This window comes from Lewinella sp. 4G2 (assembly GCF_001625015.1).
In the GTDB taxonomy this organism is placed as follows: Bacteria; Bacteroidota; Bacteroidia; order Chitinophagales; family Saprospiraceae; genus Neolewinella.
In genome coordinates this window covers 1,199,556-1,224,721 of sequence record NZ_LVWJ02000014.1, presented here as the reverse complement: position 1 = coordinate 1,224,721, position 25,166 = coordinate 1,199,556, and the positions used below count along the sequence as shown (strand labels likewise).

The window sequence follows — 25,166 nt, the reverse complement described above, 5'->3', positions numbered from 1 at the left end:
TTCTGGGGATAACGAAAACCCGGAGTGTGTTTGGTGGTGTCGATCAAACCCGGGCATAACGAAAACCCGGAGCGCGTCTTCGACGAACACCGGGCAACTAGGTTTACCCCTTCGGGGCAAAACATGGATTTGACTAAAACCCGGAGTGCGTCTTCGATGAATACCGGGCTACCGGGTTTACCCCTTCCGGGGCAAACGGTAGAATAGGTTGTTAACCCGCCTGTTGGAGTTGGTCCATATCGCGGACGAGCATGCGTTTACGATCGAAAGTGAGGACGTTCTGGCGGCGGAGATCATTCAGTACGGTATTCACCGTTTGGCGGCTGGTGCCCGTCAGATCGGCAATCTCTTTGTGGGTGAGCATATTTTTTACCTCCCGTTCGAAGCCGACGGCGCGGCCCTTTTCGGCGGCGAGGGTGTGGAGGAATTCAATGATCCGGCTCCGGCTGGTTTTGAACATCAGGTTTTCCAGGCGCTGCTCCAGGCGGAGGGTGCGGTTACCGATGAGGCGCATGAAGAAGAGTTGGAGTTCGCTCCGTTCGCGCAGCATTCCCTGCAGGTCTTCCTTTTCCAGGACGCAAAGGCGGGTCGGCTCCAGGCTGTAGGCAAAGTCACGGCGGGTACCATCGTTGATGAGGGCTAACTCCCCGAATACTTCGCCGGGGGCGAGGATGGCCTTCGTGACCTCCTTGCCGTCCGTACCGTAGGTGCCGATCTTGACGCGCCCTTCGCTGATCAGGAATATCTTTTTGGCCGGTTCGTCCGGCAGGTAGATGTACTGATTAGCCTCAAAGGTGGGGTGCTGCTTGCTGTCCAGCATTCCCATGTCCACTTTCTTGGGGCAGAAGATATTCGTCAGGTCAATATTTTCGAGGTACCAGAGTGTTTGGTCGGCCATGCGTGTTCAAATTTTGAGGGGTGGATAAATGCGCGTTGCGTTACGTAAATACTTACACTACGGACGGCCCAAAGGCTGCGTGGGGCCGTCTTATGGCGACAGTTTGGCCGCTTTTGGTTAGGTAACGGGAAGTATTGAGCACTACAAGCCGCCCTTCAACTGGTCCTGCCACGCTTTGAGCTCCTCCATCTTTCCGTCGGCGGCGAGGCCGGCCTGAGCTACCCAAGTTTTGGGGTCGTGAAAGCGGAAGCTGCCGCCAGCTTCGTCGAGGATGGATTGAATCCGCTCCGTATCGCTCGCCGCCAATTTCCCCAACGTATCGATGCCCTGGTCCCGCAACAACTGTTGGATGCGGGGGCCAATCCCCTCCACGATGCGCAGGTTCTCGTCATCCGCATTGGGGCTATCCTCGGTGGGAACGGCTCCGGTTACCGTGGCCTCTTTTTCTTTTGGGGCTGGGGCTGACTTAGCGGCTAACTCCGGCTGCGGTGATGGCGATGCTGCTGCACGGGTGGCCCTTTCCGATTCAATTGGTTTTGGTTCGGACACTTCCACTTCAGCTTGCTCCGGTTCGGACGCCGCAGCTAAACTTCGGGCCTGGCCCACCCAGTCATCCTGCTTAATGATGCCGGGCACGTAACCGATCAGTTCGGTATAATTTTCAATATCAGCCTCTGTCCAGGAGGCGATCTGTTCGTAGCGGTACACATCCACCCGGTTGAGCTGGCCTTCCAGGAAAGGGCCGATCTTATTGATCTTCGTCAGGTCGTCCCGTTCGGGCTCCGCCTCCGGTTGGACGGGCGTCTGCAACGACTGGGCGGCCTGGACGATGACCTCCGTCTCCCCGTCCGCGGCGGGGCGGGCACCACCGGCGGTGATGTCGGCCCGGATGACGAGCGGTTCCCCGGCGTCCGGAACGGTGGGGGGCTGGACGGTGTAGAGCGTGCTCGGCGTCTGCTCGGCGAGTTGTCTTTGCTCGGCCAATTGGGCGAGGCGGTCTTCCAGGTATTGAAGCCGATCCTCCAACTCAGTGGTTGTGGTTACCGGTTGCTCCGTGGCGGGAGCGTCCGGTTTTTCCGCATCCGGTTCTTGGTGGAAGGGGAGATCCTCACCGTCGAGTTCCGGTGTTACCCATTCTTCCGCACCTGCGCGAGCGCCCAACTCGTCCCGCGTTCTTCCGGGAGCAGCGCCCTGATCACCTTCCGTACCATTAGTAACGCTACCTCCCGATCCGTACAAATGCTCGTTCTGAGTCTTCAGGCCGATGACCTGGTTATTGAGGCTTTCGATGGTGGAGGCGTAGGTCTGGTTGGTGGTCTCAAGCTGGCTAACCTTGGTCATGAGGCGCTGGGTGGATTCGTCCCAGCCCGTGACCTCCGCTTCGAGCAGTTCGATGCGTTCGAGGGCTTCGACCTTTTCGGTGCTGACGAGCTCGAGCTCGCGGCCGAGGGTCTGGCGCTCCTTTTCCAGGGTGGCGTTGCGGCTTTCGTAGAGGTCGCGATCCGTCTTCATGAGGATGGCCTGCTGGCGAAAATGGCGGGTGGATTGGCGCTGGATCAACCAGCCGATCACGACCCCAAGGGTGAATACCAACAGGCCGATGATGGCCAGCAACGAGGTCATTTGGGGCGAAAGCGTCGCGAAAAAATTAGCGATCTGATCGAAAAGCGTATTCATTTCGCCAAGGTAGGATTTTGTGCGCCATTTCCGGCCGGCGGCGTGCAGAACCAAAGCCTTACCTTCGCCGCATGCCCGATAAACCCCACCGCCCCCAACGTAGCGCCAGCCCCGGATTTCGTAAACGCGTCCGTACCGACCAGCCCGTAGCGCCCGCCGCTACCGGCCCCAGCCCCGCCGAAATTCAGGCCCGCGATACCGCCCACGAAGCAGACCTCGTGAGCCGCCTGAGCCAACTTCACGGGCAAGAACTCGCCCCCGGGCAACTGAAGGTGGAGGAGGCCACCGTCCGCGTCGGCTACCTCAACGCCGCCGCCGGCCTGGCCTTCGAGGTCTACCCCAAACGTAAGGGCAACAACTCGGGCATCAAACGGAAAATCACCGCCGACATCCTAAAACTCGCCCTCCTGAAAAAGCACTGGGCAGCGGAGCACGGCGACAAGGTGGTTTGCGCCATCGTCCTCGGCGACGCGGCGGCCGTCTCCGACTACATCGGCGTTAAGGGGCCCTCGTGGATGCGCCGCGCGGCGGAGCAATTCGGCGTGGAGGTGATTACGATGGATTAATCAGCGCCGCCGCTTCTTTTTAGCCACCGCCCGGGGCCGCACCACGGTGCCCTCGCTGGCGACGTAGAGCCAGTTTTCATCCAGAAAATCTACGGCTTCGTACTGGGTCGGTGGCCCCCAACTCAGGTTTTGCCGGTGCAGTTTGCCGGTCAGGTAACGGTCGTTTTCGTAGCCGTCGATGGTGATCAGCGAAGCGGCGCTGGTGGGGATAATCCCGAGCTGCATCTTAAAAGTATAGGCCGTCATCACCAGTTGGTTGCGTACGGTATCGATGGCCGCGGCCGTCACGACCCGCCGGGGCAAGTGGAGGCTGTCGATCAGTTCCGCCTCGTAATCACCCGGCGCGGCGGGCACCCGGAAGTGGTAAATATTGTCGCGGCCGTGCTTATTGAGTTGGTCCTTCGTGAAGAGGTGGAGGTAGCCGCTGGCGTAGGCCACGGCTTCGCAATCGTAGTTGCCCGTTTCCTGGCGGCCGCCGCCGTTTTGCCCGGGATAGTGAAAATTTATGGTCGCGGTCTCCCCATTTTTCGGGTCGTAGCGGTAGATCTGCATCCCCTTTCGCTGCCCGCGGTTATTCCCGGTATCGGCTACGTAGAGGCGGCCGGCGGCGTCCCGCGTCAGGTCCTCGTAATCGGAGGCGGGCACGGGCAGGGTATCCTTGCGGATCACTTCGCCGCGGGTGTTCGTCACGTACAGGTAGGGCCCGTCGCCACTATCGTTGTGCCAGATAAATCGTTCGCCGTCGATCACCAGCCCGGAGGCTTCCCGAATCTCCGGGTCGAGTTTAATCTTGCTCGGGAAGAGGTGGGCGCTGCTCCCGGTAGAACGCGGGACGAGTTTGGCACTCGCGCAGGTGCAGAGCAATAGGGACAGGGACCAGCCCGCCAGGAAATGGGAAAACTTCAACGTGTGGTGGTTAAATCAAAGGTGGTAGGGGACGGAAAAGCGACGGCAAAATAGAAAGGATTCTTTAACACGTTGTCTACCTTGGTTCACCAACGTCCCAATTGGAGGTCTCCGTCTAAGCGGGTAACCATAACAATTTCTCCATGAAGTTATCCCCCCTCTTTCTCCTCCTGCTCGCCTCCCTGTGCTTCACCGCCTGCGAAGACGACGATGACCCCCGCCCCGCCACCATCATCGGCACCTGGAAACTCGTCGAAGTCTACGCAGACCCCGGTGGTGGAGGAGATTTTGAACCCGTCGACAGTGAAAGGATCATCAATTTTGAAACGGACAGCACTTACTCGTCGAATTCCATCATCTGTGACTTTTCCACGGAGACCAATATGCTCACCGTACTCAGTGAGGGCACCTACGATCTGGACGCCGAAACGCTGACGCCCGGGGATTGCCGCAACGTCCCCCCGCAAGGCCCGAACTTGCGGCTGGAATTTGACGGCGAGGAAGTGATCCTCTCCTATCAGTGCATCGAACCCTGCCAGCATAAGTACCGCCGGCGGTAGTTCTTTAGGTCATTACTTATCTCCCAATAACTGAATCACGATCCCGGTAGGACCACGTAGTAGACGAGCAGCGCATCACCAAGATAGCCCGGGATCAGAAGGATCGAAGATCCTGAGAGATGCCGGCGGAAGTGATAGCCTAAGATCAGAAGGATCGAAGATCCAGATAGATCCCGGCGTAAAATGATTCCGCCCGGACTACTCCCCGTAGCCCGGGCATTTTATTTAAAATTTTCTTCCCCCCACCGTTACCTTTCTGGGAGTTGTGCGAGTATCCCTGCACAGCATCCAGATAAATGAACACCCACACCCCCCAACAACGGCGGTTTTTAGCGGCTTACGAAGCCTGCCACGAGGCTTTCCAACGTTACTGCTCGGCCCTGGCCTTTGAGCGGATGGACGTGGAGGATCTCGTGCAGGACGTGCTGCTCTCCGCCTACCACAAATTTGAGTCCCTCCAGGACCCGGCCAAGTTGCAGCACTACCTCATCCGGGCAGCGCGCAACCGGTCCGTCTCCCTTTACCGGAGCCGGAAACGTAAGACGGAGATCACCGAGCAACAGGCCCGGCGCCTGGAAGCGCGGGGGGCTACGCCCGACCAATTGGCGGACGTTCACCTCCTCTACCGGGCCATCCACCGGCTACCCGCGAAGCAGCGGGACGCCATCCTCCTGTTTGAGATCAGTGGCTTTTCGCTGAAGGAGATCGCGGCTTCCCAGCAGACCAGCGAGGCCTCCATCAAGATGCGCCTCAAGCGAGGACGGGAGAAACTCGCCCGGCTCTTGGCCGACCCCGTCCGGGGGAACCGGTCCCAACTACACACCCTCTTGCTCACCGCAAAAAGCATTGCCCTATGAGCCAGCCCAAGAACACCCCCGAACAGTTGCTGGCGAACGCCCGCGCCCTGCCCACCGAGCTCAGTCTGGCCCGCGTTGGGGAGATCGTCGCTCAATTTCCGCCCGATTCCGAGCCACCGGCCGGGTTTGGGCATACACCTAAAATCCTATTACTCATGCTTTTACTTAGTGTATTCACCGCTGGCCTCTACTTCCTGGTTGGTTCCCCCCTCCCCGTTGACAACGACCAGTTGAGCGGGGCCTTCCCCGCGGAGACGCCCTCCGTGGTGGAGGACCGAAATTTGGTTGCGGAAGCGGGGGAAGTGGTGGCGCCAGCCCTTGCTCCTTCCCCGGCTCCCATTGCGGCTAGCCCATCGGTAAATGAGGTTCCGGCTTCAATCCGGAAGAGTTCACCTCCGCTGAAGACGGCTCCGAGCGTCCCCAGTTTCGCACCTGCGACAGCGCCCTCCGCCGCAGGCAGCAGCGTAGACAACTTATCACGCGAAGGTGCTGAAGGAACCTCTACCCCAACCGAAAATACCGGGCCGGAATCTGAATTACGAGCACCCGCCCCCAACACCCTCGCCCCCTCCCGCTACCTGGCCACCGGACCGCAGGATGACCCGATTGAAGGGCGCTACAGTCAGAAAAACAAGCGGCTAACGCTGTACAAATCCGTCAGGATCCGGGGGCGGAAGATCACCTGGGTACTGCCCTTTCAGCTGACCCCGTTGGAGCAACGACAACTCGACGAGGAAGGGTTCATGGAGCGGGAAACCGGCCGGCTCTCCCTCAGCAAGGGCCAGGACGGGATCACCCAGGGCGACTTCACTTTCCAGCCCCGCAGCGAAGTGCGGGCCGGCTACGAACAACGCGGTTGGGGTACCAGCCAGGCGCCCGCCGAGGAAGTAAATATGGAAGGCATCGTGAAGGGACTGCCGATGGCCAAACCCGTCTACACCGAAGAGCCCGCCGAATTGCTGTGGCTCCGCTACTTCATTACCGGCGTAGACAATGGCTACCTCGGTATCCTGAAGGACCTCGGCTTCCGAGAAAGTAGTTTCCGGGATCTCTGGCGGCTACCCAACGAGAGCATCAGCAAGGCCAGCCTCCTCGAGCTGGCGAATGACGTGCGGCGCATCTCCCCGCTCTACCGGGGTAGTGACCTCGAAGAATTGGTCGCCTTCCACAAAGGCCGCCGGCTCCTTGAGAAACTTTACGACCTGGGTTACCGGGACGTGACCCCGGCCGAGATCCGCAGCCTCACCGAGGCTAAAGTTTTCCCCGTCTACCTAACCACCATGAATCAGGGGCAGCCGGAACCGGTACCGCTCGCCGACATCGTCCGCTACCGCCAGGCGAATATTTACTCCGGCTACCCGATTGAAATGGAAGCCGCCTTCGGCCGTGACCTCAGCGTGGAGGAGGTCGAAAAAATGCACGCCGCCAAGTTCTTTGCCGCTAACCTGCAACGGATGCAACGCGACGGCTTCCGCGACCTTTCGGTGGAGGAATACCTCGAACTCCACCTCGCCCCCCGCAAGGTGGCCAGCAAACTACTTGAGGATGGCGATGGCTTAATCGTGGATGCCAACTACGCCCGCAGCGGCCGCGTCAAACAAACCGAAACCCGCCGCCTCGGTAAATTCCGTACCCTAGTGGTGGACCGCGACATCAGCGTCGTCGTCATTCCCGACGGGCAGAACCGCGCCGAAGTAGGCCTGCTCGTCAAGCCGGACTGGCTAAAGATCAAGATTAAAAGGAGCCGGGGTGGCAAGCTCACCATCAAAAAGAAGACGAAGTTTGGCGTCTCCATAAAGGGCATGATCCAGGCCGAAGTACGCCTCTACGCCAGCGACCTGGAGAAGATCGTGGTGGACGAAACATCCCGCGTCTTCGTGGTGGGCGACGTGGAAAAGTACGAGACCTACGGGCCGGTGGGAAAGGCGGTTTTGGTGGAGTGAGGGCGGCTCATCGAACTTGGGCGTGACGCGTCAGCTCACCACCCGCTTTACTGATCGGGGTGACGGACTTTTGCTATCTTAAACGCCTTAAGTCGATCTTACATGGCGAATTACAACACCAAGGCGGATAAGTCCGTCACCTACGACGCGATTGTCGTCGGCTCCGGCATCTCCGGCGGATGGGCAGCGAAGGAGCTGACGGAAAAGGGCCTCAAAACCCTCGTCCTAGAACGCGGGCGCATCGTCAAGCACGTTGAGGACTACCCGACGGCCAACCTTGACCCCTGGGATATGGAACTACGTGGTGGCCTCACCGCCGAAGAGCAGGCCCGCCATTACAAAAACGGCCGCGCCGGCTTCATCGGGAAGGACACCGAACACTTCTGGGCCAATGACCTCGAGAACCCCTACACGGAGGCCAAACCATTTCTCTGGATCCGCGCTCACCAGATGGGTGGCCGCAGCATTCTGTGGGGCAAACAGACCTACCGTTGGAGCGATATTGACTTCGAGGCGAACGCCAAGGACGGCCACGGCGTCGACTGGCCCATCCGTTACCGCGATATTGCTGCCTGGTACTCCTACGTGGAGAAGTTTGCCGGTATCAGCGGCTCCAAGGAGGGGCTCAAGCAATTGCCCGACAGTGAGTTCCTGCCACCCATGCAGCTGAACGTCGTCGAGAAAGCCATCAAGGAACGGTTGGAGAAGAACCACCCCGGCCGCAAACTCATCATCGGCCGCTGCGCCCACCTTACCGTTCCGCACAACGGCCGCGGGAAGTGCCAGTACCGCAACCGGTGTAGCCGGGGTTGCCCCTACGGTGCCTACTTCAGCTCAAACGCCGTAACGCTTCCGGCCGCCGCCGCTACGGGTAAGCTGACGATCCGCCCCTTCTCCATCGTTCAGGAAGTGATCTACGACGATAAGGCCGGTAAGGCCACCGGTGTAAGGGTTATCGACGCCGAAACGAGCGAGGTGATCGACTACAAGGCGAAAGTGATCTTCCTCAACGCCGGTTCCCTGGCTTCCACGCAGATCATGCTCAATTCCAAGTCGCGGCGCTTCGAAAATGGTTTCGGTAACGATTCCGGCGAGTTGGGCCACAACCTGATGGACCACACCTACCGCTCCGGCGCCACCGGTACCGTGGAGGGTTTCGACGACCGCTACTACAAAGGCCGCCGCCCCAACGGGATCTACATCCCCCGCTACTACAACATCGACAAGGCTTCCGAACACCCCGACTTTATCCGGGGCTTCGGTTACCAGGGTGGCGCGGGCCGCGGGGGTTCCCTCCATCAGAACAACCATTCGGACTTCGGGGCGGACTTCAAGGACGGCCTCGCCAAACCGGGCCCGTGGGAATTCTTCATCACGGGCTTCGCCGAAGCACTGCCGCGCCACGAAAACCACGTCCGCCTCAACCCGGACGTTCTCGATAAATGGGGCCAACCTACGCTTACCATCGATGCGGAGTGGGACGACAACGCCCTACGCATGAACGAGCAGGCCCAAACCGACGCCGAGGAAATGCTGGAACGGGCGGGTTTGAAAAACATCGTCGGATTCAACAACGGCCACGAAATGGGCTACGGCATCCACGAAATGGGTACCGCCCGTATGGGTAAGGACCCGAAAACGTCGGTATTAAATAAATTCAATCAGGTCCACGCCGCAAAAAATGTATTCGTGACGGACGGGGCCTGTATGACCTCGGCGGCCTGCGTTAATCCTTCGCTCACCTACATGGCGCTGACGGCGCGGGCGGCGGACTTCGCGGTATCGGAATTAAATAAAGGGAATATCAAATAATCGGCTTATGGATCGTCGGGAAGTACTTCGGAATATATCTTTTTTAATCGGTGGGGCAGTGGTCGCGCCGTCAGTACTGGGCCTCATGCAATCCTGCACACCGGATAAAGCGGGCAGCAGCTGGGTGCCAGCTTACTTTGATGGTGACCAGGCCCGGTTCTTGACTGCCTACGTCGATACCCTCCTGCCGCGCACGACTACCCCGGGTGGGGTGGACCTCGGCGTCGATCACTTCATCGACAAAGTCCTGGCGGCCACGAACGCGGACCCGGAGGCCGAATCCCCCATGCGCACGGGCATCATCGACTTTGATACGAACGCTTCCACCCAATTCGGTAAAGTATTCGCCGACCTCGAGGCGAGCCAACGGGCGCAGCTCTTCAGCGAGGCCGAAAAGTCATCGCGTTACCAACCGTCGGTATGGGGCACGGCCGTTGGGGAGCAGCCACCAATCAGCTTTTACCGCTCTTTAAAATCCATGGCACTCTGGGGCTACCTGTCCTCAGAAACAGTGGGGACGGAGATCCTTAATTACCTTCCGGTACCGGGGGAATACGATGGCGATATTCCGCTGAGTAGTGTGGGGGGCAAGGCTTGGAGTTTGGGGTAGGTAAAAGTTACTGACTGTTGGGTAGGACTGAGTACGGGAATAATTGTGAGGGCGCTGCCGCAGGTGCCAAGAAATGGGAGGTGGAGCTATGCACGTGAAGCCACACCACAACGACAACGCTATCCGTTAACCTGCTGATGCCACCTTCATACCCAATGCGAGTACTCCTATCCCTTTGCGCCCTCCTATTCCTTTCCACCGCCGTGGAAGCGCAAGCGGATGACCTCCGCCTACCCGTCCTTAAAGCGGGGAAGACGGGGTTCATCGATAGCCAGGGAAAATTGGTGGTTGATTTTCAGTACGCCTCCGGTAGCTTTTTTACCGAAGGCCTCGCCGCCGTCCGCAAAGGTGGTTTGTATGGGTACATCGATACTAATGGATCGGTGGCGATCGACTTTAAGTACGATTACGCCGAACCTTTCAAGAGTGGATTGGCCAAGGTGTACATGGACGGTAAGCCAAGACTAGTCGATCGTCAGGGCAAAGTGCATTACCGGAGCAATGGAAATGACTTCAAGCGTATCGGTGATTTACCGCTTGCCATCCACCGCAATGACCGGACTTACAAGGAATACATCATCGATCACAACACCGGTGACTTGGTGTTGGACAGTATCTACAAACACCTTTATGTGGACGCCGAGGCCGGCATGGCCCGCGTTAGTTACGCCACGCCGGGGTCCGATCCGGACGACTACAACCCCACCGTCTTCTGCCGCGCATTCGACCTCCGCAACTGCAACTGGGTAACGCCGGATGGGCAATACTGGACCATCTCCGCCTTCAGTAACGGTCTAGCCAGTGCACGCCGGGCGGATGAAACCGGGGTGGACATCATCGACCAGACCGGGCGGATCGTGCACACTTTTTCTGATATCCTGCTGCAACCCACGCAGTACGATGCCCTCACCTTTGCCGGGGGGCTGCTTCCCGTAAACGTATACCACTTCGACCCGCGGCTGGACCCACCTAAACTACCCTACGCCCAAAATCAACGGGAAGGTTTTGCCGATACTTCCGGCCAACTCGCATTCGCTACGGCGGACTACGATGAGATCACCAACTTCTTCCCCAGCGGCACTGCGCTGGCCGAATCGACCAACCGCGATGACCGCCACCGTTACCTCATCGATAAGACCGGACGCAGGCTAAACGGGATACCGGGCTTTGATGAGGTTTACTACCACCAGTATCGAGACCTTGATCAGGGTTTTGTTGCTGACCGGATGGTGGCAAGACGTAACGATACCCTCTTACTTATCGATGATCGGGGGCAGTACGACGACCGCTTCGTCGTCCTCCCCAAAACGTTCAAGTATTTCCCCGACAATATCCACGTAGAATGGAATGGCGCCATTGCGTTAATCAGTTTTGACTACTACGATGAGCAGACTAGTGATTACAAAGTCGCCGGTGGCTGGTGGCACCCCGCTTCCAGCTTCATCACGCTTTTGCCGGGGCCAGTCCATGCCGCACCAGGTGGATTTTTGCTCTACTCTTCCGCCACCGACGAATACTACTATACTCCGGAGGGTGAGGTCATCTGGCATGCAGTTCTAGATCAGACGGCCCAACCCGTAGATGTTGATTATATGATGTCAGGCTACGGGTACGTCAACGAAAAGGCGAAGACGTACCGGTACCGCGATCGGGTCCGGGATAGTAGCCTACTTCCCCGGATGAATGAAGGCCTACCCCTGCCCCAACTGGTAAATACAAATGACCTGTCTATCTATGTAGACGTATCCACAACCGCGCCATTTAGGGATTATTCCCTGGGGCACTCCGTCTACCTAATAAATGGAACCAGCGACACGCTGGCGTTTAATACCCAGGACCAACGCCTCTACCTCACCGCTGAGGTGGATACCGGCGACGGTGATTGGCGCCCCATCGAACACCTGGTCAGCAGTTGGTGCGGGAATAGCTACTACGAAGTGGCCTTGCCAAACAACCACTACTGGCAGGTGACCATGCCGCAGTACCGTGGGAGTATTCCGGTGGATATCCGTCTGCGTCTGCGTAATGTTGAAGGCCGGGAGGATATCGTCAGTAATACGGTTCGGATGTCCATTAACCCGGGGCAGTTGTGGCGGAAGCGTACTCATTATTCTGGTGGGTTGATGGATGCTTACGGGGAGTGGTAAAAGGCATGAATTAGTAGCGGGTGGTCGCATCGTCAAACCGACGGCAACCACCCGCTAAATTTTACGGTGCCGGGCAAATGCCCACCCACCTAATCCAACAACTCCAACAAACCCCGCAGCGGCACAATCGCCTGCTGCGTCCGGTAATTCAAATCGTACCGCAACTCCTGCAGGGCTTTCTCAATCCGGAAGGTATCGAGCATCACCTCCAGATCCGTTTCGTCGGCGGGGAGGAGGCGGGTGCCGGTGGTCGCCTTACGGTAGGCAGTGAGGAATTCGGCGGCGAGGTAGCGGTAGGCGGTTTGGAGCCAGTCTTCCAGTTGGGTGGCCGTTTCGTCCCGCAGGCCGGCGGCGAGGTCTTCGTACACGAGGCCACAGGCGTAGTTGATGCTGCGCATCAGGTTGGCGATGTCCTTCGCCGGGCTGCGGCGGAGGCGGCGCTGGCTGAAGGTCCGGTCCGGGTCGCCGTCAAAGTTTCGGATGACGAAGTGGTCGTCCACCTGCGAGAGTTGCATTAGGGTGAAGTCACCGTGGATCCGAATCTTATCCGCCTCGATCTTATGGGCGAAGAGCAACTTCAGCTTGGTGTGGATTTCTTCCTCCCGTTCCAGCAACGCTTCGGCGAGGCCCGCCGCGTCGTCGCTGAGTTCTTCCATTTTGTTCCGTAGGAGGTCCAGCGTGGCGCGCACGTCCCCCTTCAGGCCGGCGTAAACACTGCGTTGGTAGTGGAGGGAAAGAGCTTCCCGCTCGAAGTTCTTCTCGGAGCTGACGTCCGCCATCACCGTGTGGTAACTGGCCAGCGTCCGGCCCAGATCCGCTAGCTTCGTGACGAAGGGCGACCCCAGGATATCCTGGATCGTCTCCGGCATATCCGAATACATCACTGTGTCGGTAACGGCTATCTCTTCGGGGTGGGCCTTTTCCAGATCCACGTTGGGCTGCTGGATCAGCGTGATGACGTCTTCGGCGAAGCGTTGTAGGTTATTCTCCACGTAATCCCAGGCCGTGCCGCCACTGCTGAGGCGTTCTTCGAAGATGGCCAGCGTGGCATTCTGGTTCGGCTTCGGCGAGAAGTGCAGCGTTCCTACCACCTTCGGCGCGTTGGCGAAGCCCCGGCGGGTCAGCATACGTTTGATCTCGAGGTCGGGTACGTCGGCCACATCTACCCGGCGGTAAAACTTGATGTTGTAATCCTTGGATTGCAGCAGCATGTACTCCGTTCCCGAGTGCAACAGAGTAGCGGACTGCGGCCCCGTCGTCGCCATGCTATCCTGAGCGATAAATTTGAACCCAGGCAGGTTCCCATAGTCGCGTAGGCCGTTGATGAGCCCCCGGCGGTAATCCTCATCGTACAGCGCGTCGATCATTACGATCTGGTCATCGCCGTATTTTATGAGGCTGATGACCTCCTCGCGCTGGGTGTAGTCTACTTCTTCCCGGTGGTTGTGGAAGGCCACGGGGAGTTGCAGCATTTCGGGCAAGCCTTCGAGGTAGTTGACCTGTAGCAACAGCCAACCAAAGTGGCGTTGGTTATCGTGTTGCATCCGGTGGTCCAGGATGGTGACATTTTCCAGGTCTTCGGCGCGGGCGCCCATCCATTCCGCACTCTGGAGGTAAGAAGGAAGTACCTCCGTTGCCAGCGCCCGTAAATTTTTACGGTCAAAAAAGTTCTCCAGTTTGGTAGCCGATAGTTGGGGGGAGGCCAGCCGGCGGCGGTCCGTATTGACGGTCGTGTTGTTCTCCATTTGCAGCCAGTAGTAACCGTGGCCGGCAATGGTAATTACGTAGGGATCGCGCCCCACGTCGGGGAACTGCGTACGGCCGAACACCTCCCGCATTTTTGCGCCTTCGTGCTCCTGCAAGTCCAGATGCAGCGCCTGGGAGTGGCGGCTGAGGTTAACAATCACCACGACGGCTTCGTCCTCAAATTCCCGGACGAAGGCCAGAATCCGGCTATTCTCGGGCGTCAACCATTTAATGGTACCGCGGCCAAACACCTTGAAGTTCTTGCGCTTGCCGAGCAGTTTTTTGGTCCAGTTCAGCAGGGAGTTGGGGTTCTGCTGCTGGCGCTTGACGTTCACCCAGCGGTAGGAATACTCCGTATCGCGGATGACCGGCAGGTAAAGGCTATGGGGGTTTGCCTCGGAGAAGCCGGCGTTCTCGTTATTGTTCCACTGCATGGGCGTCCGGACGCCGTCGCGGTCACCCAGGTAGTAATTGTCGCCCATCCCGATCTCGTCGCCGTAGTAGAGTACGGGCGTGCCGGGCAGGCTCATCAGCAGGACGTTCAGCAGTTCGATCTTACCGCGGTCGTTATCCATCAGCGGGGCGAGGCGGCGGCGGATACCGAGGTTGATCCGGGCCGTCCGGTCGCTGGCGTAGACGTTGTACATGAAGTCACGCTCTTCGTCCGTCACCATTTCCAGCGTCAGCTCGTCGTGGTTGCGCAGGAAGGTGGCCCACTGGCAGTTTTCGGGGATGGCCGGTGTCTGGTCGAAGATGTCCGTGATCGGGTGGCGGTCTTCCATCTTCACGCTCATGTAGAGGCGTGGCATCAGCGGGAAGTGGTAGTTCATGTGGCACTCATCACCGTCGCCGAAGTAGCTGGCGGATTCCTCCGGCCACATATTGGCCTCGGCGAGGAAAAGGACGTTGTCGTAGTTATCGTCCACGTGCTTCCGCAGTTTTTTTAGGAAGGCATGGGTTTCGGGCAGGTTCTCCCCGTTAGTGCCTTCCCGCTCGAAGAGGTAGGGGATGGCGTCCAGCCGGAAGCCGTCGATACCCATCTGCATCCAGTAGTCGAGGACCTTGAAGATCTCCTCTTGCACTTTAGGGTTATCGTAGTTCAGGTCGGGCTGGTGGTGGAAGAAGCGGTGCCAGTAGTACTGTTTGGCCACCGGGTCCCACGTCCAGTTACTCGTTTCGGTATCGGTGAAGATGATCCGTACGTCGGGGTACTTCTCGTCGGTATCGCTCCAGACGTAGTAGTCCCGCTCCGGGCTACCCTTGGGGGAGGTCCGGGCCCGCTGGAACCATTCGTGCTGGTCCGAGGTGTGGTTGATGACGAGTTCGGTGATCACCTGCAGATTCCGCGCGTGGGCGGCATCGAGGAAGCGCTTGAAATCATCGATGTTACCGTAGGCCTTGGAGACCTGGTAGTAATCCTGGATATCATACCCATCGTCCCGCAGCGGGCTGGGGTAAAAGGGGAGGACCCAGATGGCGGTTACGCCCAATTCTTCCAGGTAATCCAGCCGTTGCTCGAGCCCGGCGAAGTCGCCAATCCCGTCGCCGTCACTATCGTAAAAGCCCTTGATGTTCAGTTCGTAAATAATGGCGTCCTTATACCAAAGAGGCTCGCGGCGGTAATTCGTACTCATAGTCGTGTGTGTAGGTAGTCTTGGATGATGATTTCACCGAAATCGACTACGCAAAAACGCACTGTTGGGTGGGATGTGCAAAGAATTACCGGAATGTTTTTTGGATTAGGGCGCTGCCGCGGGTGCAGGGTTGAGTTGCGAGTATTGAGTTACGAGTTCTACCGACTACTGAAGTATCCAGGATCTTGGAACGCCTGACGGAGGAAGGTCTCCAGGCGTTCGGGTGGGGAATGAGTAGCGAGTATCGAGTAGCGAGTAGCGAGTAGCTAAAACCAACATCCAGCAACAAACCCGTGTTGTAGGGGCACTAGCTTTTAAGAATGATGTGCATTAACAAACAACTCCCCTCCTTCCTTGCCCTGCTGTGCCTACTGGTCAGCGCTGCCCTTACCGCTCAGGTGACCACCTGCCAGGTGGTGGATGAAAACGGGGAGCCCGTCCCCTTCGTGAACGTTTACGCCCCCGCCAGCCAAGCGGGATTAGTTACGGACGTGGATGGCTACTTCGACCTCTTCGAAAAATTTGCTATTGAGGATACCCTACGCTTTTCCTGCCTAAGCTACGACGATCGCTACCTCGCCAGTAATGACCTGGAGCCCGGTGCGAATTGCCGTGTTACCCTGCGGAGCGATGCCATCGAACTGCAAAACATCGTTGTGCAGGATGAACGGTTGGAGTTCATCGACAGCACGGTTGGCCACAGCGAAGAGCTACCCCTTGCCTTTTACGACTTTCGCGCTCCTGGCGCCGAAAACGGTGTCTTAGTGGATATGGACCGCCCCATGCTCATCGATAAAGTTGATATCCAGTTCGGCCCGGTGACCGTGGACACTACCGTCTTGGAACTCAACTTCTACGAAGTAGGTGAAGACGGCCAGCCAGCCCGCTATTTGCAAAATAAGCGCATCATCCACCAGGTGCTGGGCCCCAAGCTACACGGCGCCATCTATTCGATTGACCTCACCGACGAACGCGTACGGACGGAAGGCCCCATCCTCATCACCCTCCGCACCCTCAGCGTTGCGGACGATGGACAGGGCAAACTATTCGTCGGGGCAAAAATGGATAGCGACCAGGGCCTCTTCCGCACGGCGGATAACGAAGGCTGGGAAGATCCGGGCATCCACCCGTTGATTGAGGCTACGGTGCGGGTGATTGAGTAGGGATTGAGTTGGGAGTATTAATTCAATTTGTGTCCTTGCTAAATCAGACTTTCTGGGTACAATCTGGACGCTCGCAAGACCTCCTGCGTCGGACGCGACGAGGACCTGGAGATTTCGGTAGTTGAACAATTCTCCCGTCTCCCATAGCTCCTCGTAGCGTCGATTTTATTGTAGCGTAGCGGAAATAGAATCGTCCTGCGAGCGTGCGGCCAAATACACTACCGGACGCTCGCAGGACCTCCTACGTCGGACGCTACGAGGACCTGGAGATCTTGGTAGTTGATTAATTCTCCCGTCTCCCTTAGCTCCTCGTAGCGTCGATTTTATTGTAGCGTAGCGGAAATAGAATCGTCCTGCGAGCGTGCGGCCAAATACACTACCGGACGCTCGCAGGACCGCCTACGTCGGACGCTACGAGGACCTGGAGATCTCGGTAGTTGATTAATTCTCCCGTCTCCCATAGCTCCTCGTAGCGTCGATTTTATTGTAGCGTAGCGGAAATAGAATCGTCCTGCGAGCGTGCGGCCAAATACACTACCGGACGCTCGCAGGACCTCCTACGTCAGACGCTACGAGGACCTGGAGATGTAGTAGTTGATCAAATCAGCACCTTCCATTAGGACCTCGTAGCGTGGTCAATTCGCGCGCAGCAAGGATTGAGCTCCTGCGAGCGTCCGGTTTTAATCACCCCCATCACCCCGCACCTGCGGCAGCGCCCTAAAACCCAATTTAGCCGTACCTTACAGTACTTCGCAACAACCAACGTACATGCTTTACTGTAAGCGCTTTTTCCTGGGTACGGCTGTCTTCTTTTTAGTTTTACTGAGCCCATACAGCCACGCACAGACTACCAAAAATGAGGCCGGCACCAAAAACGCCGAGCCGACCGCCGTGCTGAAAGACGCCACGGAAGCACGGGTAAGTGAACGCGAACGGCAGTTTGCCCGGGCGCTCGCGAAGTACATGAAAGAAGACTACGCCGGCAGCCGAAAGGTACTGGACTCCCTGGCCCACGACGCTGACGGCGACCTGATCGTGGATAGCCTCTCTGGCCTGGCCTACCACATGGCGGGGATGAGTTACTACCAGGTGTACGACGACGTGAACGCCGTACCGATGTACCAAAAGGCCATTTCGATCCGGGACCAACTGTACGACGGGCCACACGTCCACCGCGCCCACACCCGCTACAACCTGGCCAACTCGATGCACTGGTTGGGACGGCCCGATACGGCGACCGTGCTGCTGCGGGACGCCATCGCGATCTACGACGGGATGGGCGAAACCGACACGACCAACTGGCTGCGCAGCCTCAAGCTACTCGGCGTGATCGCGGAAGAGGCGAATGACCGGGAACTCACCCGCAGCTCGGTCGTCGCCATGACGAGCCTGCTGGAAGAATACAGCAAGCCGACCTTGATCGATCAGCACCAGATGTACTACGATGCCGTCAAGCATTATCAGTATCTGGAGGACTACGATAAGGCGGAATCTTTCGTTCCCATCGCCATTGCCAGCGCCCGGCAGCTGGGGGAATACTCCTACGTTGCCGACGTGATCTCGACCCAGGGAAACCTTTACTACAAACGGAAGGATATGGACACGGCGCGGAAACTATTCCGCCGCGCCATCAGCGTGCTGGATAGCGTGAAGGGCGACCCTACGAGCCTCAATATCGTCTACGGCAACCTGGCGGCCAGTTACCAGGAAGATGGCGATTACGACGAAGCCCTGCGGTACTACCGCCGCACCATGGAATACCCTTATTCGGAAGGCGTCCCCTTCGCCGAAGCCAGCACCATGGTCGCACTAGCCGACGTCTACGCAGGCCTCGGCCAGGAAGATCAGACCCTGAGCACCTACGCACGAGCGATGAACCTGGTGAGTAAATCCGGAACCACGACGGAAAGCGGAGACCTCAGTTACATCGAGCCCGATAGCGTCCGGTCCCTGGCCAATGCCATGAACATCTACGAAAACCGCGCTCGCTACCTGCTGTCCGTAGGCCGGACGGACGACGCCCTGCGCGACCTCGAAGAACTTTTCAACTATCAGGACCTCGCCCGCGCCCAATTCAATAATGACGGTAGCCGCTTTGCCCTCAGTGAATCCGGCTGGGGTTACTACGATCTGGGTGTTAACCTTTACCATCAGCGTTCTCTCGAGCCCGATGGAGAAGAAGATGTCTGGAAAGCCTTCACCCTGAGTGAACGGGCCAAAGCCTACTCCCAACTCGCCGGCCTCCAACAAACCCAACGGGCCGCTGACCGGCGGGAGCAGGACCTCCGCTACAACATCGCCGAACTCGAACGCCAAAAAGTAGCCGACCCCAGCCTGGAAAGCGCCTACGCTAACCAATTGCTGCGGCTGGAACTACACCTGAGAAGCGAAGGCCCAAACCTGGACACCGTCGATACCGAACTGAACCGGCAGGAAGTCATCGACTACCTCGCCGCTACCGGGCGCGGCGTGGTGGAATACCACCTGGGCCGGGACCGGAGTTTCGGTTTTTACCTCGACGGCTCCGACCAGGTAAAAATGTGGACGCTCCCCGGCGCCGATACCCTGCAGCAATTGGTGGAAGACTACCGCGCAGCCATCGTTGCGGGGGCCTACCGTGATAAATCACTACGGTCCGCAACGGCGCAGGCGGACCTTGACGCGCGGTTCGCTGCCGCCGGGGCGGAGCTGGGTCGCCTCCTTTTTCCGGATGACATTGATTTTGGTGATCGGCTGCTGATTGTCCCGGACGGTGCCCTCCACTACCTCCCCTTTGCGGCCCTACCCGTAGCGGAATCTGGTGGCGCGGTGGATTACTCCCAACTATCGTACCGAGCCGACGGACGGGAGGTAACGACTACGCTCTCCCTCCGTTACTTACTGGAGTTGGAGCGGCAGACATCTCCCGTTTATGAGCGTAATCTTTTGGCATTCGCACCGTCCTACGGTGGAGAGATGACGGCGGGTGGCCTATCCGCCCTTAGGAGTGCTCGGTCAACCCGCCGGCCAATTGCCGGCGCCCAACCGGAGGCCTTCCCCGGGCTGCTGCCCCTACAACATAACCGGGAGGAGGTGGTGGCCATTACGGGGGCCATCCCCAACAGTGAGGCGATCACGGATACGGCGGCGAGCCTGGCCAATTTCATTGAAACTTTGGGGAATGCTGCCATCCTCCACGTCGCCGGCCACGGCTTGGTGGACCCGGTGAACCCCAGCCTCAGTTTTCTCGCCTTCGCGCAGGAGGGCGAAGCGATTGAAGACGACGAATTGCTTTACTTCAACGACCTGCAAACGTTGCCCGTGGAGGCGGACCTCGTAGTACTTTCCGCCTGCGAGACCAGCCTCGGGAAAATTGCGCCGGGGGAGAGCGTCCTCAGCCTCGGCAATGCTTTCGCTTCCGCCGGTGCCCGCAGCACGCTTACCAGTCTCTGGAAGGTGGACGACGCGGCTACGGAGGCCTTCATGCGCCAATTCTATACCTCCCTGGCCGACGGGGCGGAGCGCAGCACGGCGCTGTACGCAGCGCAGCGGTATTTGCGGGAGGAAACAGCCTTTGCTCACCCTTTCTACTGGGCCGGTTTCACCCTGAGTGGCCGCGCGGATGCCATCCCCCTGGGCCCAGACTGGCTCACCATCTTCAGCTGGACGTTTGGCGTACTGGCGCTTACTGGTGTTTGTGGTTGGGTGTTGTGGCGGGAGTGTTTTTAGGACTTTGGACGACAGACGTTAGATTTTAGATCTTAGACGGGATACCTGAAGCCTTGGGAGGTTATTCGTCCCTTAACCGCAATAATGATCTTTCGGTGGAAAGGCGTTGAGGAGTTTAGACGATAGATTTTAGATTTTAGATTTTAGACGGGATACCTGAATCCTTTGGAAGTTATTCGTCCTTTAACCGTGGTAGTGATTTTCCGGCGGGATGGCATTGAGGACTTCAGACGAGACCTGAATTCTCTGTAGGTTATTCGTCCCTTAACCGTGGTAGTGATTTTTCGGCGGAATGGCGTTAAGAAATCTGCACTGTTCGAGCACGCGACGGATGGAAGAATTACCCACTTTATAATGCAATCAGTAGGCTAAAGCTCAGTGCGAAAGTTGAGTGGCGAGTTTGCAGATTTTAGCCATTCCGCCGAAAAATCGCGTTAAGCCACGGTTACAGGACAAAGCTTTTGCTTCTTTTGGCTACAAAAGAAGTGGTAGAGGAGCATCGACCTAAAGGTCGACGTACCGGTAGTGAACCCGACCTAGAGGTCGGGAACCGACTCCATTTAAGGAAGTATCTTACCACCCGTAAACCCCGTGCAATGCGCCACCTCCTAACTTTGGTCTTCCTCTCGATGCTGTTCCTCTCCAATTGCCAGCCCGAACCACTCCCCGTACAGGACCCCGGCGTATACCTCGACGATAAGCAAACGACCGAACGGGATCGCGGCTTCTGGCAACAACCCGGCGCCGTGATGGACGCCATGGGCGACCTCGAAGAAAAGGTCGTCGCTGATATTGGCGCCGGAAAGGGCTTCTTCGCCCGCCGCCTCGCGCCCATCGCCGACCGCGTCATCGCCGTAGAACTAACGGACACACTCATCAGCGAACTCGCTGCACTGCGCGACCGTGAACTACCCAGCGCCCGGCGCAGCCGCCTCGAACCCCGCCTCGGTACGCCGGACGACCCCAATCTGGAAGACAACGAGGTGGACATCATCCTCTTCGTTAACACCCTCATGTACATCGAGCGGCGGGAGCAATACCTCAAAAAAATCTCCCCCGCCCTGCGTCCCGACGGCCGCATCGTTATCGTGGATTGGAAGAAAAAGGATACCGACATCGGCCCCGCAAAGAGCAACCGCATCGCCCTCGGCGACCTTGAGGATATGCTCAAAAATGCCGGCTACCACCTCGTGAGTAGCGACGACGAAACGCTCGAATACCAGTACATCGTCGTCGCCGATAAATTGCAATAAGCGCGGCTGAACGCACGATCCTTTTTTCGGGAATTTTGCGCGCTTACCTTTGTGGCTCTATGTCGAAGACCAAGTACAATAACGCCCGCCTCGTCCCCTTCATCCTGATGTCCATCGTCACGCTGATCTTTCTGTTTTGGGCCATGCGCCAGTGCAGTTCTTCCGACCCGGCAACCGCAAACCAGGTCGAGGAAACCGAGCGCCGCCGCTACCTCGACACGCTCATTCAGCAGGACAACAAACTACTTATGCAACGCAAGCTCGACAGCATTGAGCAGGCCGCCAAAGCCGCCGCCTTACTGCGCGGGATGACAACACCATTACCCGGCGATTCTCTCGTACGTGGATACGGCGTCAAAACCGTCACTGAGCGCGTTACGCCACTCTACTCCACCATCGATGGCCTCAACGTCCGGTCCGGCCCGAGCCTCAAAAATGGCGTCCTCGCTCGCCTGCCGCTTTACGGGGAGGTCACGTTCCTCAACGAAGTCACCGACTCACTCTACCAACTCGACCTCGGAGATTTCAAACCCACTGCACCCTGGGTGAAAGTCCGTTTACCCGACGGCCAGGAGGGATGGGTGTACGGCGCGCTCGTGAGTTACTACAAGTTCAAACAGACCGGCGTCAAAACCGATTAAGGCGTCCTTACCAGCACCATAAAGGACGGTGCAACTTGGGGCCAGCGGCTTACCTTCGGGGCACCTTAAATCCCCCCGCCATGCTCCTCGCCCAACCCGTTACTGCCCAGGAATTAGCCGATCGCCTCGGCGGTCAGCTCATCGGCGACTCTTCGCTCGTCGTTACTGGCCTCAACGAAATTCACCACGTGGAGGCGGGCGATCTGTGCTTCGTCGACCATCCTCGCTACTACGCCCCGACGCTGGCCTCGGCCGCTTCCGTCATCCTCATCGATCAGGTTACGGAATGCCCGGCGGGGAAAGCGCTCATCGTCGTCGACGCCCCGTTTTTCGCCTATAACGATCTCGTACGCGAGCAACGTCCAGCGACCCAGTACGGTGATCGGATCGATGCTTCCGCGGAAATCGGCGAAGGAACAGTTTTTGGCCCGGGCGCTGCCGCGGGTGCCGGGGTAAGGGTAGGGGCCAACTGCCACATCGGCCCGAACGCCGTTTTGCTGGAGGGCGTCCACCTCGGTGATGGGGTAACCATCGGCGCAAATACGGTGGTTGGGGGCGAAGCCTTCTACTTCAAGAAGACCACCGCCGGCTATCACCCCTGGCGCAGTGGCGGAACGGTCATCATCGGCAATGACGTCACCATTGGCCCAAATTGCAACATCAGCCGCGGCGTCTCCTCCCCCACGGTAATTGGTGACGGAACGAAACTCGACGCCCTCGTCCAGATCGGCCACGACTGTAAGATCGGCCGCCACTGCCTCCTCGCCGCCCAGGTTGGCGTGGCCGGCAATACAACGTTGGGGGATTGGTGCGTCCTCCAGGGCCAGGTCGGCGTAACTCAAAACCTTACCCTGGCCGAACGGACTACCGTGATGGCCCAGTCCGGCCTCATGAACGATACGGAGGCGGGGAAATCCTATTTCGGATCCCCAGCCCAGGAGGCGCGGGTAGCGTATCGGGATTTGTATAACCTGCGAGGGTTGCGGGGGAAGAAATGACTTTAGAGGTTAGATTTTGGATTTTAGACCGGATGGATAGGACCTCTATTTCAATGTCGTCATATACCTCCGGCGGCGCTTGTAACAACCCGTCCCGAAGGGCCGGCCTGCGTAGCGATGGCACACCGTTAGGTGGCCCATTCTACTAGTGGCGTGCCAAGTTTAATTTGGCGTGACACATTATTCTACCGCTTCTCCTCCACCACTTCTTTTGTAGCCACCACGCAGTAGCAGCGCAGCTAAAAGAAGCAAAAGCTTTGTCCTGTAACCGTGGCTTAACGTGATTTTCCGGCGGAATGGCTAAAATCTGCAAACTCGCCACTCGACTCTCGCGCTGAGCTTGGATAGATCGATTACATCGAATTGTGAACTAAATACTCAATCTGTAGCGTGCTCGGACAGTGCAGATTTCTTAACGCCATTCCGCCGGAAAATCACTACCACCGGTAAGGGACGGTTGAACACCCAAAGCCTATGGTATTTGTCCTAAACCAAATACGTTGACACCAATGCATCGAAATGTCAACAAAAAATCGGAAGATCCGTCCCACCAAGCGCTACGGCGAGTGCTTCAAACGAGCCCGCGTCAAAGATTTTGAGGAGGGCACCTTTAGTGTCAAGCAAATGGTCCAGCTTTACGGCGTATCTTATCAAACGATCTACAACTGGATCGCTAAATACAGTAGCATGGCCAAGAAGAATGCCGTTATCGTCGAAGTCCCCAATAGTCAAACTGCTAAGCTTGCAGAACTGCAACGTCAGCTCGCCGAACAGCAAGCCCTCCTCGGTCGGATGGCCATTCAACTTGACCACAAAACGAGAATGCTGGCCATTTACGAAGAGGAGATGCCGGAGTTCAAAAAAAAAGCTGCTTCCACACTGCGCTCAGCCGACTCTTCGAGCAAAAAGAAGAGCCAATGACGAAGCAAACGATCTATTTAGCCTTGGGCGTTAGTCGACAAGCTCACGCTGCTTTTTGGAAGCGCCGAGCTAAGTACGAGGATGCCATGAACGGAGCTGAGTCTCAGTTAAAACTGTTGCGCAGAGAACACCCCGGCCTGGGCCTACAGAAAGCCTGGAGTATGCTACGGCCGCGGCATATCTCGCGCAACGCATTCTGCCGTGAGATGACCCGGCGTGGCTATGCCCTAGTCCGTAAACGCAACTACGTGCGGGTAACCCGATCGGGGTCCTATCGCTATCCTAATTTAATTAAAGAACTGATTATCAATGGGGTTAACCAAGTATGGCAGAGCGATACGACGTACTATCGCATCAACAATAGCTTTTACTACATCACCTTCATCATTGACGTTTATAGCCGTCAGATCGTAGGTGTCCATACGAGCAAACACCTACTGGCAACGGCAAACATCGCTGCCTTGGAAAGCGCTTTTCGCCAGTGTGGTCAGTCAGATCTACAGGGTCTCATCTTCCACAGCGATGGTGGTTCGCAGTATCGTAGTCGTCAGTTCGTCGAACGACTGCGTAGCAGAGGCATCTCAAGTAGTATGTGCGACGTAGCGCTGGACAATGCTTACGCTGAACGCCTCAACGGTGTGATCAAACAAGAGTACCTCGACCACTGGCAACCCAAAGACTTTGACCAGCTAAAGCGCCTGGTAAACAGAGCCGTGAAGCACTATAATACCAAACGGATCCACGGAAGGTTGCCGTTGCGAAGCAGTCCCAAAGCCTTTGTGGCCGGCTGGCGATCGGATCAGCCAGGCTACCGCTATGCGCTCTTGATCAAGGACGGCCAGGGGGTGAATGAAGACCTGTGCCCAACCGTCGTGAAGTATTTACCCACGCCCGGCAAGTATGCCCGTGAGGGGCGTGGGCAAATACTCCCCGCCGGTGTCAAGTACCTAACTGAGGAAAAATTTAAAAACCGTCGTGCGTAATGGCGCGACTTCATTATTAATCTGTCAACGCTATTTGGTTAGGCACAATTCCGTCTAAGATCTAAAATCCAACGTCTAACGTCTCTCCCGCCATACCACCCCACCAAAAGCCCGCAATAAGACCCAACAATCCTTTTTACCTG

18 protein-coding genes are annotated in these 25,166 nt (G+C 57.6%); 14 read left to right on the top strand and 4 right to left on the bottom strand.

Annotation, left to right across the window (positions count from 1 at the left end; translation table 11 throughout):
* Positions 1-211: 211 nt before the first annotated feature.
* Positions 212-898, bottom strand: a complete 687-nt coding sequence (locus tag A3850_RS06215) for a Crp/Fnr family transcriptional regulator (RefSeq protein ID WP_068215012.1) — start codon at positions 896-898, stop codon at positions 212-214.
* 141 nt (positions 899-1,039) lie between these two features.
* Positions 1,040-2,575: a helix-hairpin-helix domain-containing protein gene (locus A3850_RS06210; protein WP_068215011.1), complete on the bottom strand. Its 1,536-nt coding sequence runs from the start codon at positions 2,573-2,575 to the stop codon at positions 1,040-1,042.
* Positions 2,576-2,646: 71 nt separating this feature from the next.
* On the opposite strand from A3850_RS06210, the gene A3850_RS06205 reads away from it, so the two are divergent.
* Positions 2,647-3,141 carry a hypothetical protein gene (locus A3850_RS06205; RefSeq protein ID WP_068215010.1) on the top strand — a complete coding sequence of 165 codons (495 nt, stop codon included), beginning with the start codon at positions 2,647-2,649 and terminating at the stop codon, positions 3,139-3,141.
* Here A3850_RS06205 and A3850_RS06200 read toward each other — a convergent pair whose 3' ends face one another.
* Entirely contained in the window at positions 3,142-4,047 is a 906-nt protein-coding gene (locus A3850_RS06200) for a hypothetical protein (RefSeq protein ID WP_068215009.1), read from the bottom strand.
* 143 nt (positions 4,048-4,190) lie between these two features.
* Here A3850_RS06200 and A3850_RS06195 point away from each other — a divergent pair, with 143 nt between their 5' ends.
* The 6 genes from A3850_RS06195 (at position 4,191) to A3850_RS06170 (ending at position 11,976) form a co-directional block, all read left to right on the top strand.
* Positions 4,191-4,607 (top strand): lipocalin family protein, encoded by a 417-nt coding sequence (locus tag A3850_RS06195; RefSeq protein ID WP_068215008.1) that lies wholly within the window; start codon positions 4,191-4,193, stop codon positions 4,605-4,607.
* Between the two features lie 296 nt (positions 4,608-4,903).
* Positions 4,904-5,464: an RNA polymerase sigma factor gene (locus A3850_RS06190; protein ID WP_068215007.1), complete on the top strand. Its 561-nt coding sequence runs from the start codon at positions 4,904-4,906 to the stop codon at positions 5,462-5,464.
* Entirely contained in the window at positions 5,461-7,407 is a 1,947-nt protein-coding gene (locus A3850_RS06185) for a hypothetical protein (protein WP_068215006.1), read from the top strand. Before A3850_RS06190 ends, A3850_RS06185 begins: the two co-directional genes overlap by 4 nt.
* A gap of 102 nt (positions 7,408-7,509) precedes the next feature.
* Complete coding sequence (locus tag A3850_RS06180; RefSeq protein ID WP_068215005.1) at positions 7,510-9,219, top strand: GMC oxidoreductase; 1,710 nt, start codon at positions 7,510-7,512, stop codon at positions 9,217-9,219.
* A gap of 85 nt (positions 9,220-9,304) precedes the next feature.
* Positions 9,305-9,829, top strand: coding sequence for a gluconate 2-dehydrogenase subunit 3 family protein (locus A3850_RS06175; RefSeq protein ID WP_197493997.1), 525 nt, complete (start codon positions 9,305-9,307; stop codon positions 9,827-9,829).
* A gap of 155 nt (positions 9,830-9,984) precedes the next feature.
* Positions 9,985-11,976, top strand: a complete 1,992-nt coding sequence (locus tag A3850_RS06170; protein ID WP_068215003.1) for a WG repeat-containing protein — start codon at positions 9,985-9,987, stop codon at positions 11,974-11,976.
* A gap of 89 nt (positions 11,977-12,065) precedes the next feature.
* Here A3850_RS06170 and treS read toward each other — a convergent pair whose 3' ends face one another.
* Entirely contained in the window at positions 12,066-15,356 is a 3,291-nt protein-coding gene (treS, locus tag A3850_RS06165) for a maltose alpha-D-glucosyltransferase (RefSeq protein ID WP_068215002.1), read from the bottom strand.
* Between the two features lie 320 nt (positions 15,357-15,676).
* On the opposite strand from treS, the gene A3850_RS06160 reads away from it, so the two are divergent.
* The 7 genes from A3850_RS06160 (at position 15,677) to A3850_RS06130 (ending at position 25,023) form a co-directional block, all read left to right on the top strand.
* Positions 15,677-16,519: a carboxypeptidase-like regulatory domain-containing protein gene (locus tag A3850_RS06160; RefSeq protein WP_068215001.1), complete on the top strand. Its 843-nt coding sequence runs from the start codon at positions 15,677-15,679 to the stop codon at positions 16,517-16,519.
* A 768-nt stretch (positions 16,520-17,287) separates the two neighbouring features.
* A complete protein-coding gene (locus tag A3850_RS06155) occupies positions 17,288-20,227 on the top strand; it encodes a CHAT domain-containing protein (protein WP_068215000.1) in 2,940 nt (979 codons plus the stop codon).
* 596 nt (positions 20,228-20,823) lie between these two features.
* Positions 20,824-21,480 carry a class I SAM-dependent methyltransferase gene (locus A3850_RS06150; RefSeq protein ID WP_068214999.1) on the top strand — a complete coding sequence of 219 codons (657 nt, stop codon included), beginning with the start codon at positions 20,824-20,826 and terminating at the stop codon, positions 21,478-21,480.
* A 59-nt stretch (positions 21,481-21,539) separates the two neighbouring features.
* Positions 21,540-22,121, top strand: a complete 582-nt coding sequence (locus A3850_RS06145; protein WP_068214998.1) for an SH3 domain-containing protein — start codon at positions 21,540-21,542, stop codon at positions 22,119-22,121.
* Positions 22,122-22,201: 80 nt separating this feature from the next.
* Entirely contained in the window at positions 22,202-23,119 is a 918-nt protein-coding gene (locus tag A3850_RS06140; RefSeq protein WP_068214997.1) for a DapH/DapD/GlmU-related protein, read from the top strand.
* A 519-nt stretch (positions 23,120-23,638) separates the two neighbouring features.
* On the top strand, positions 23,639-24,040 hold the full coding sequence (locus tag A3850_RS06135) for a transposase (protein ID WP_068214175.1): 402 nt from the start codon (positions 23,639-23,641) through the stop codon (positions 24,038-24,040).
* Entirely contained in the window at positions 24,037-25,023 is a 987-nt protein-coding gene (locus A3850_RS06130) for an IS3 family transposase (protein WP_068214173.1), read from the top strand. The genes A3850_RS06135 and A3850_RS06130 overlap by 4 nt, the downstream gene beginning before the upstream one ends.
* Positions 25,024-25,166: the final 143 nt, after the last annotated feature.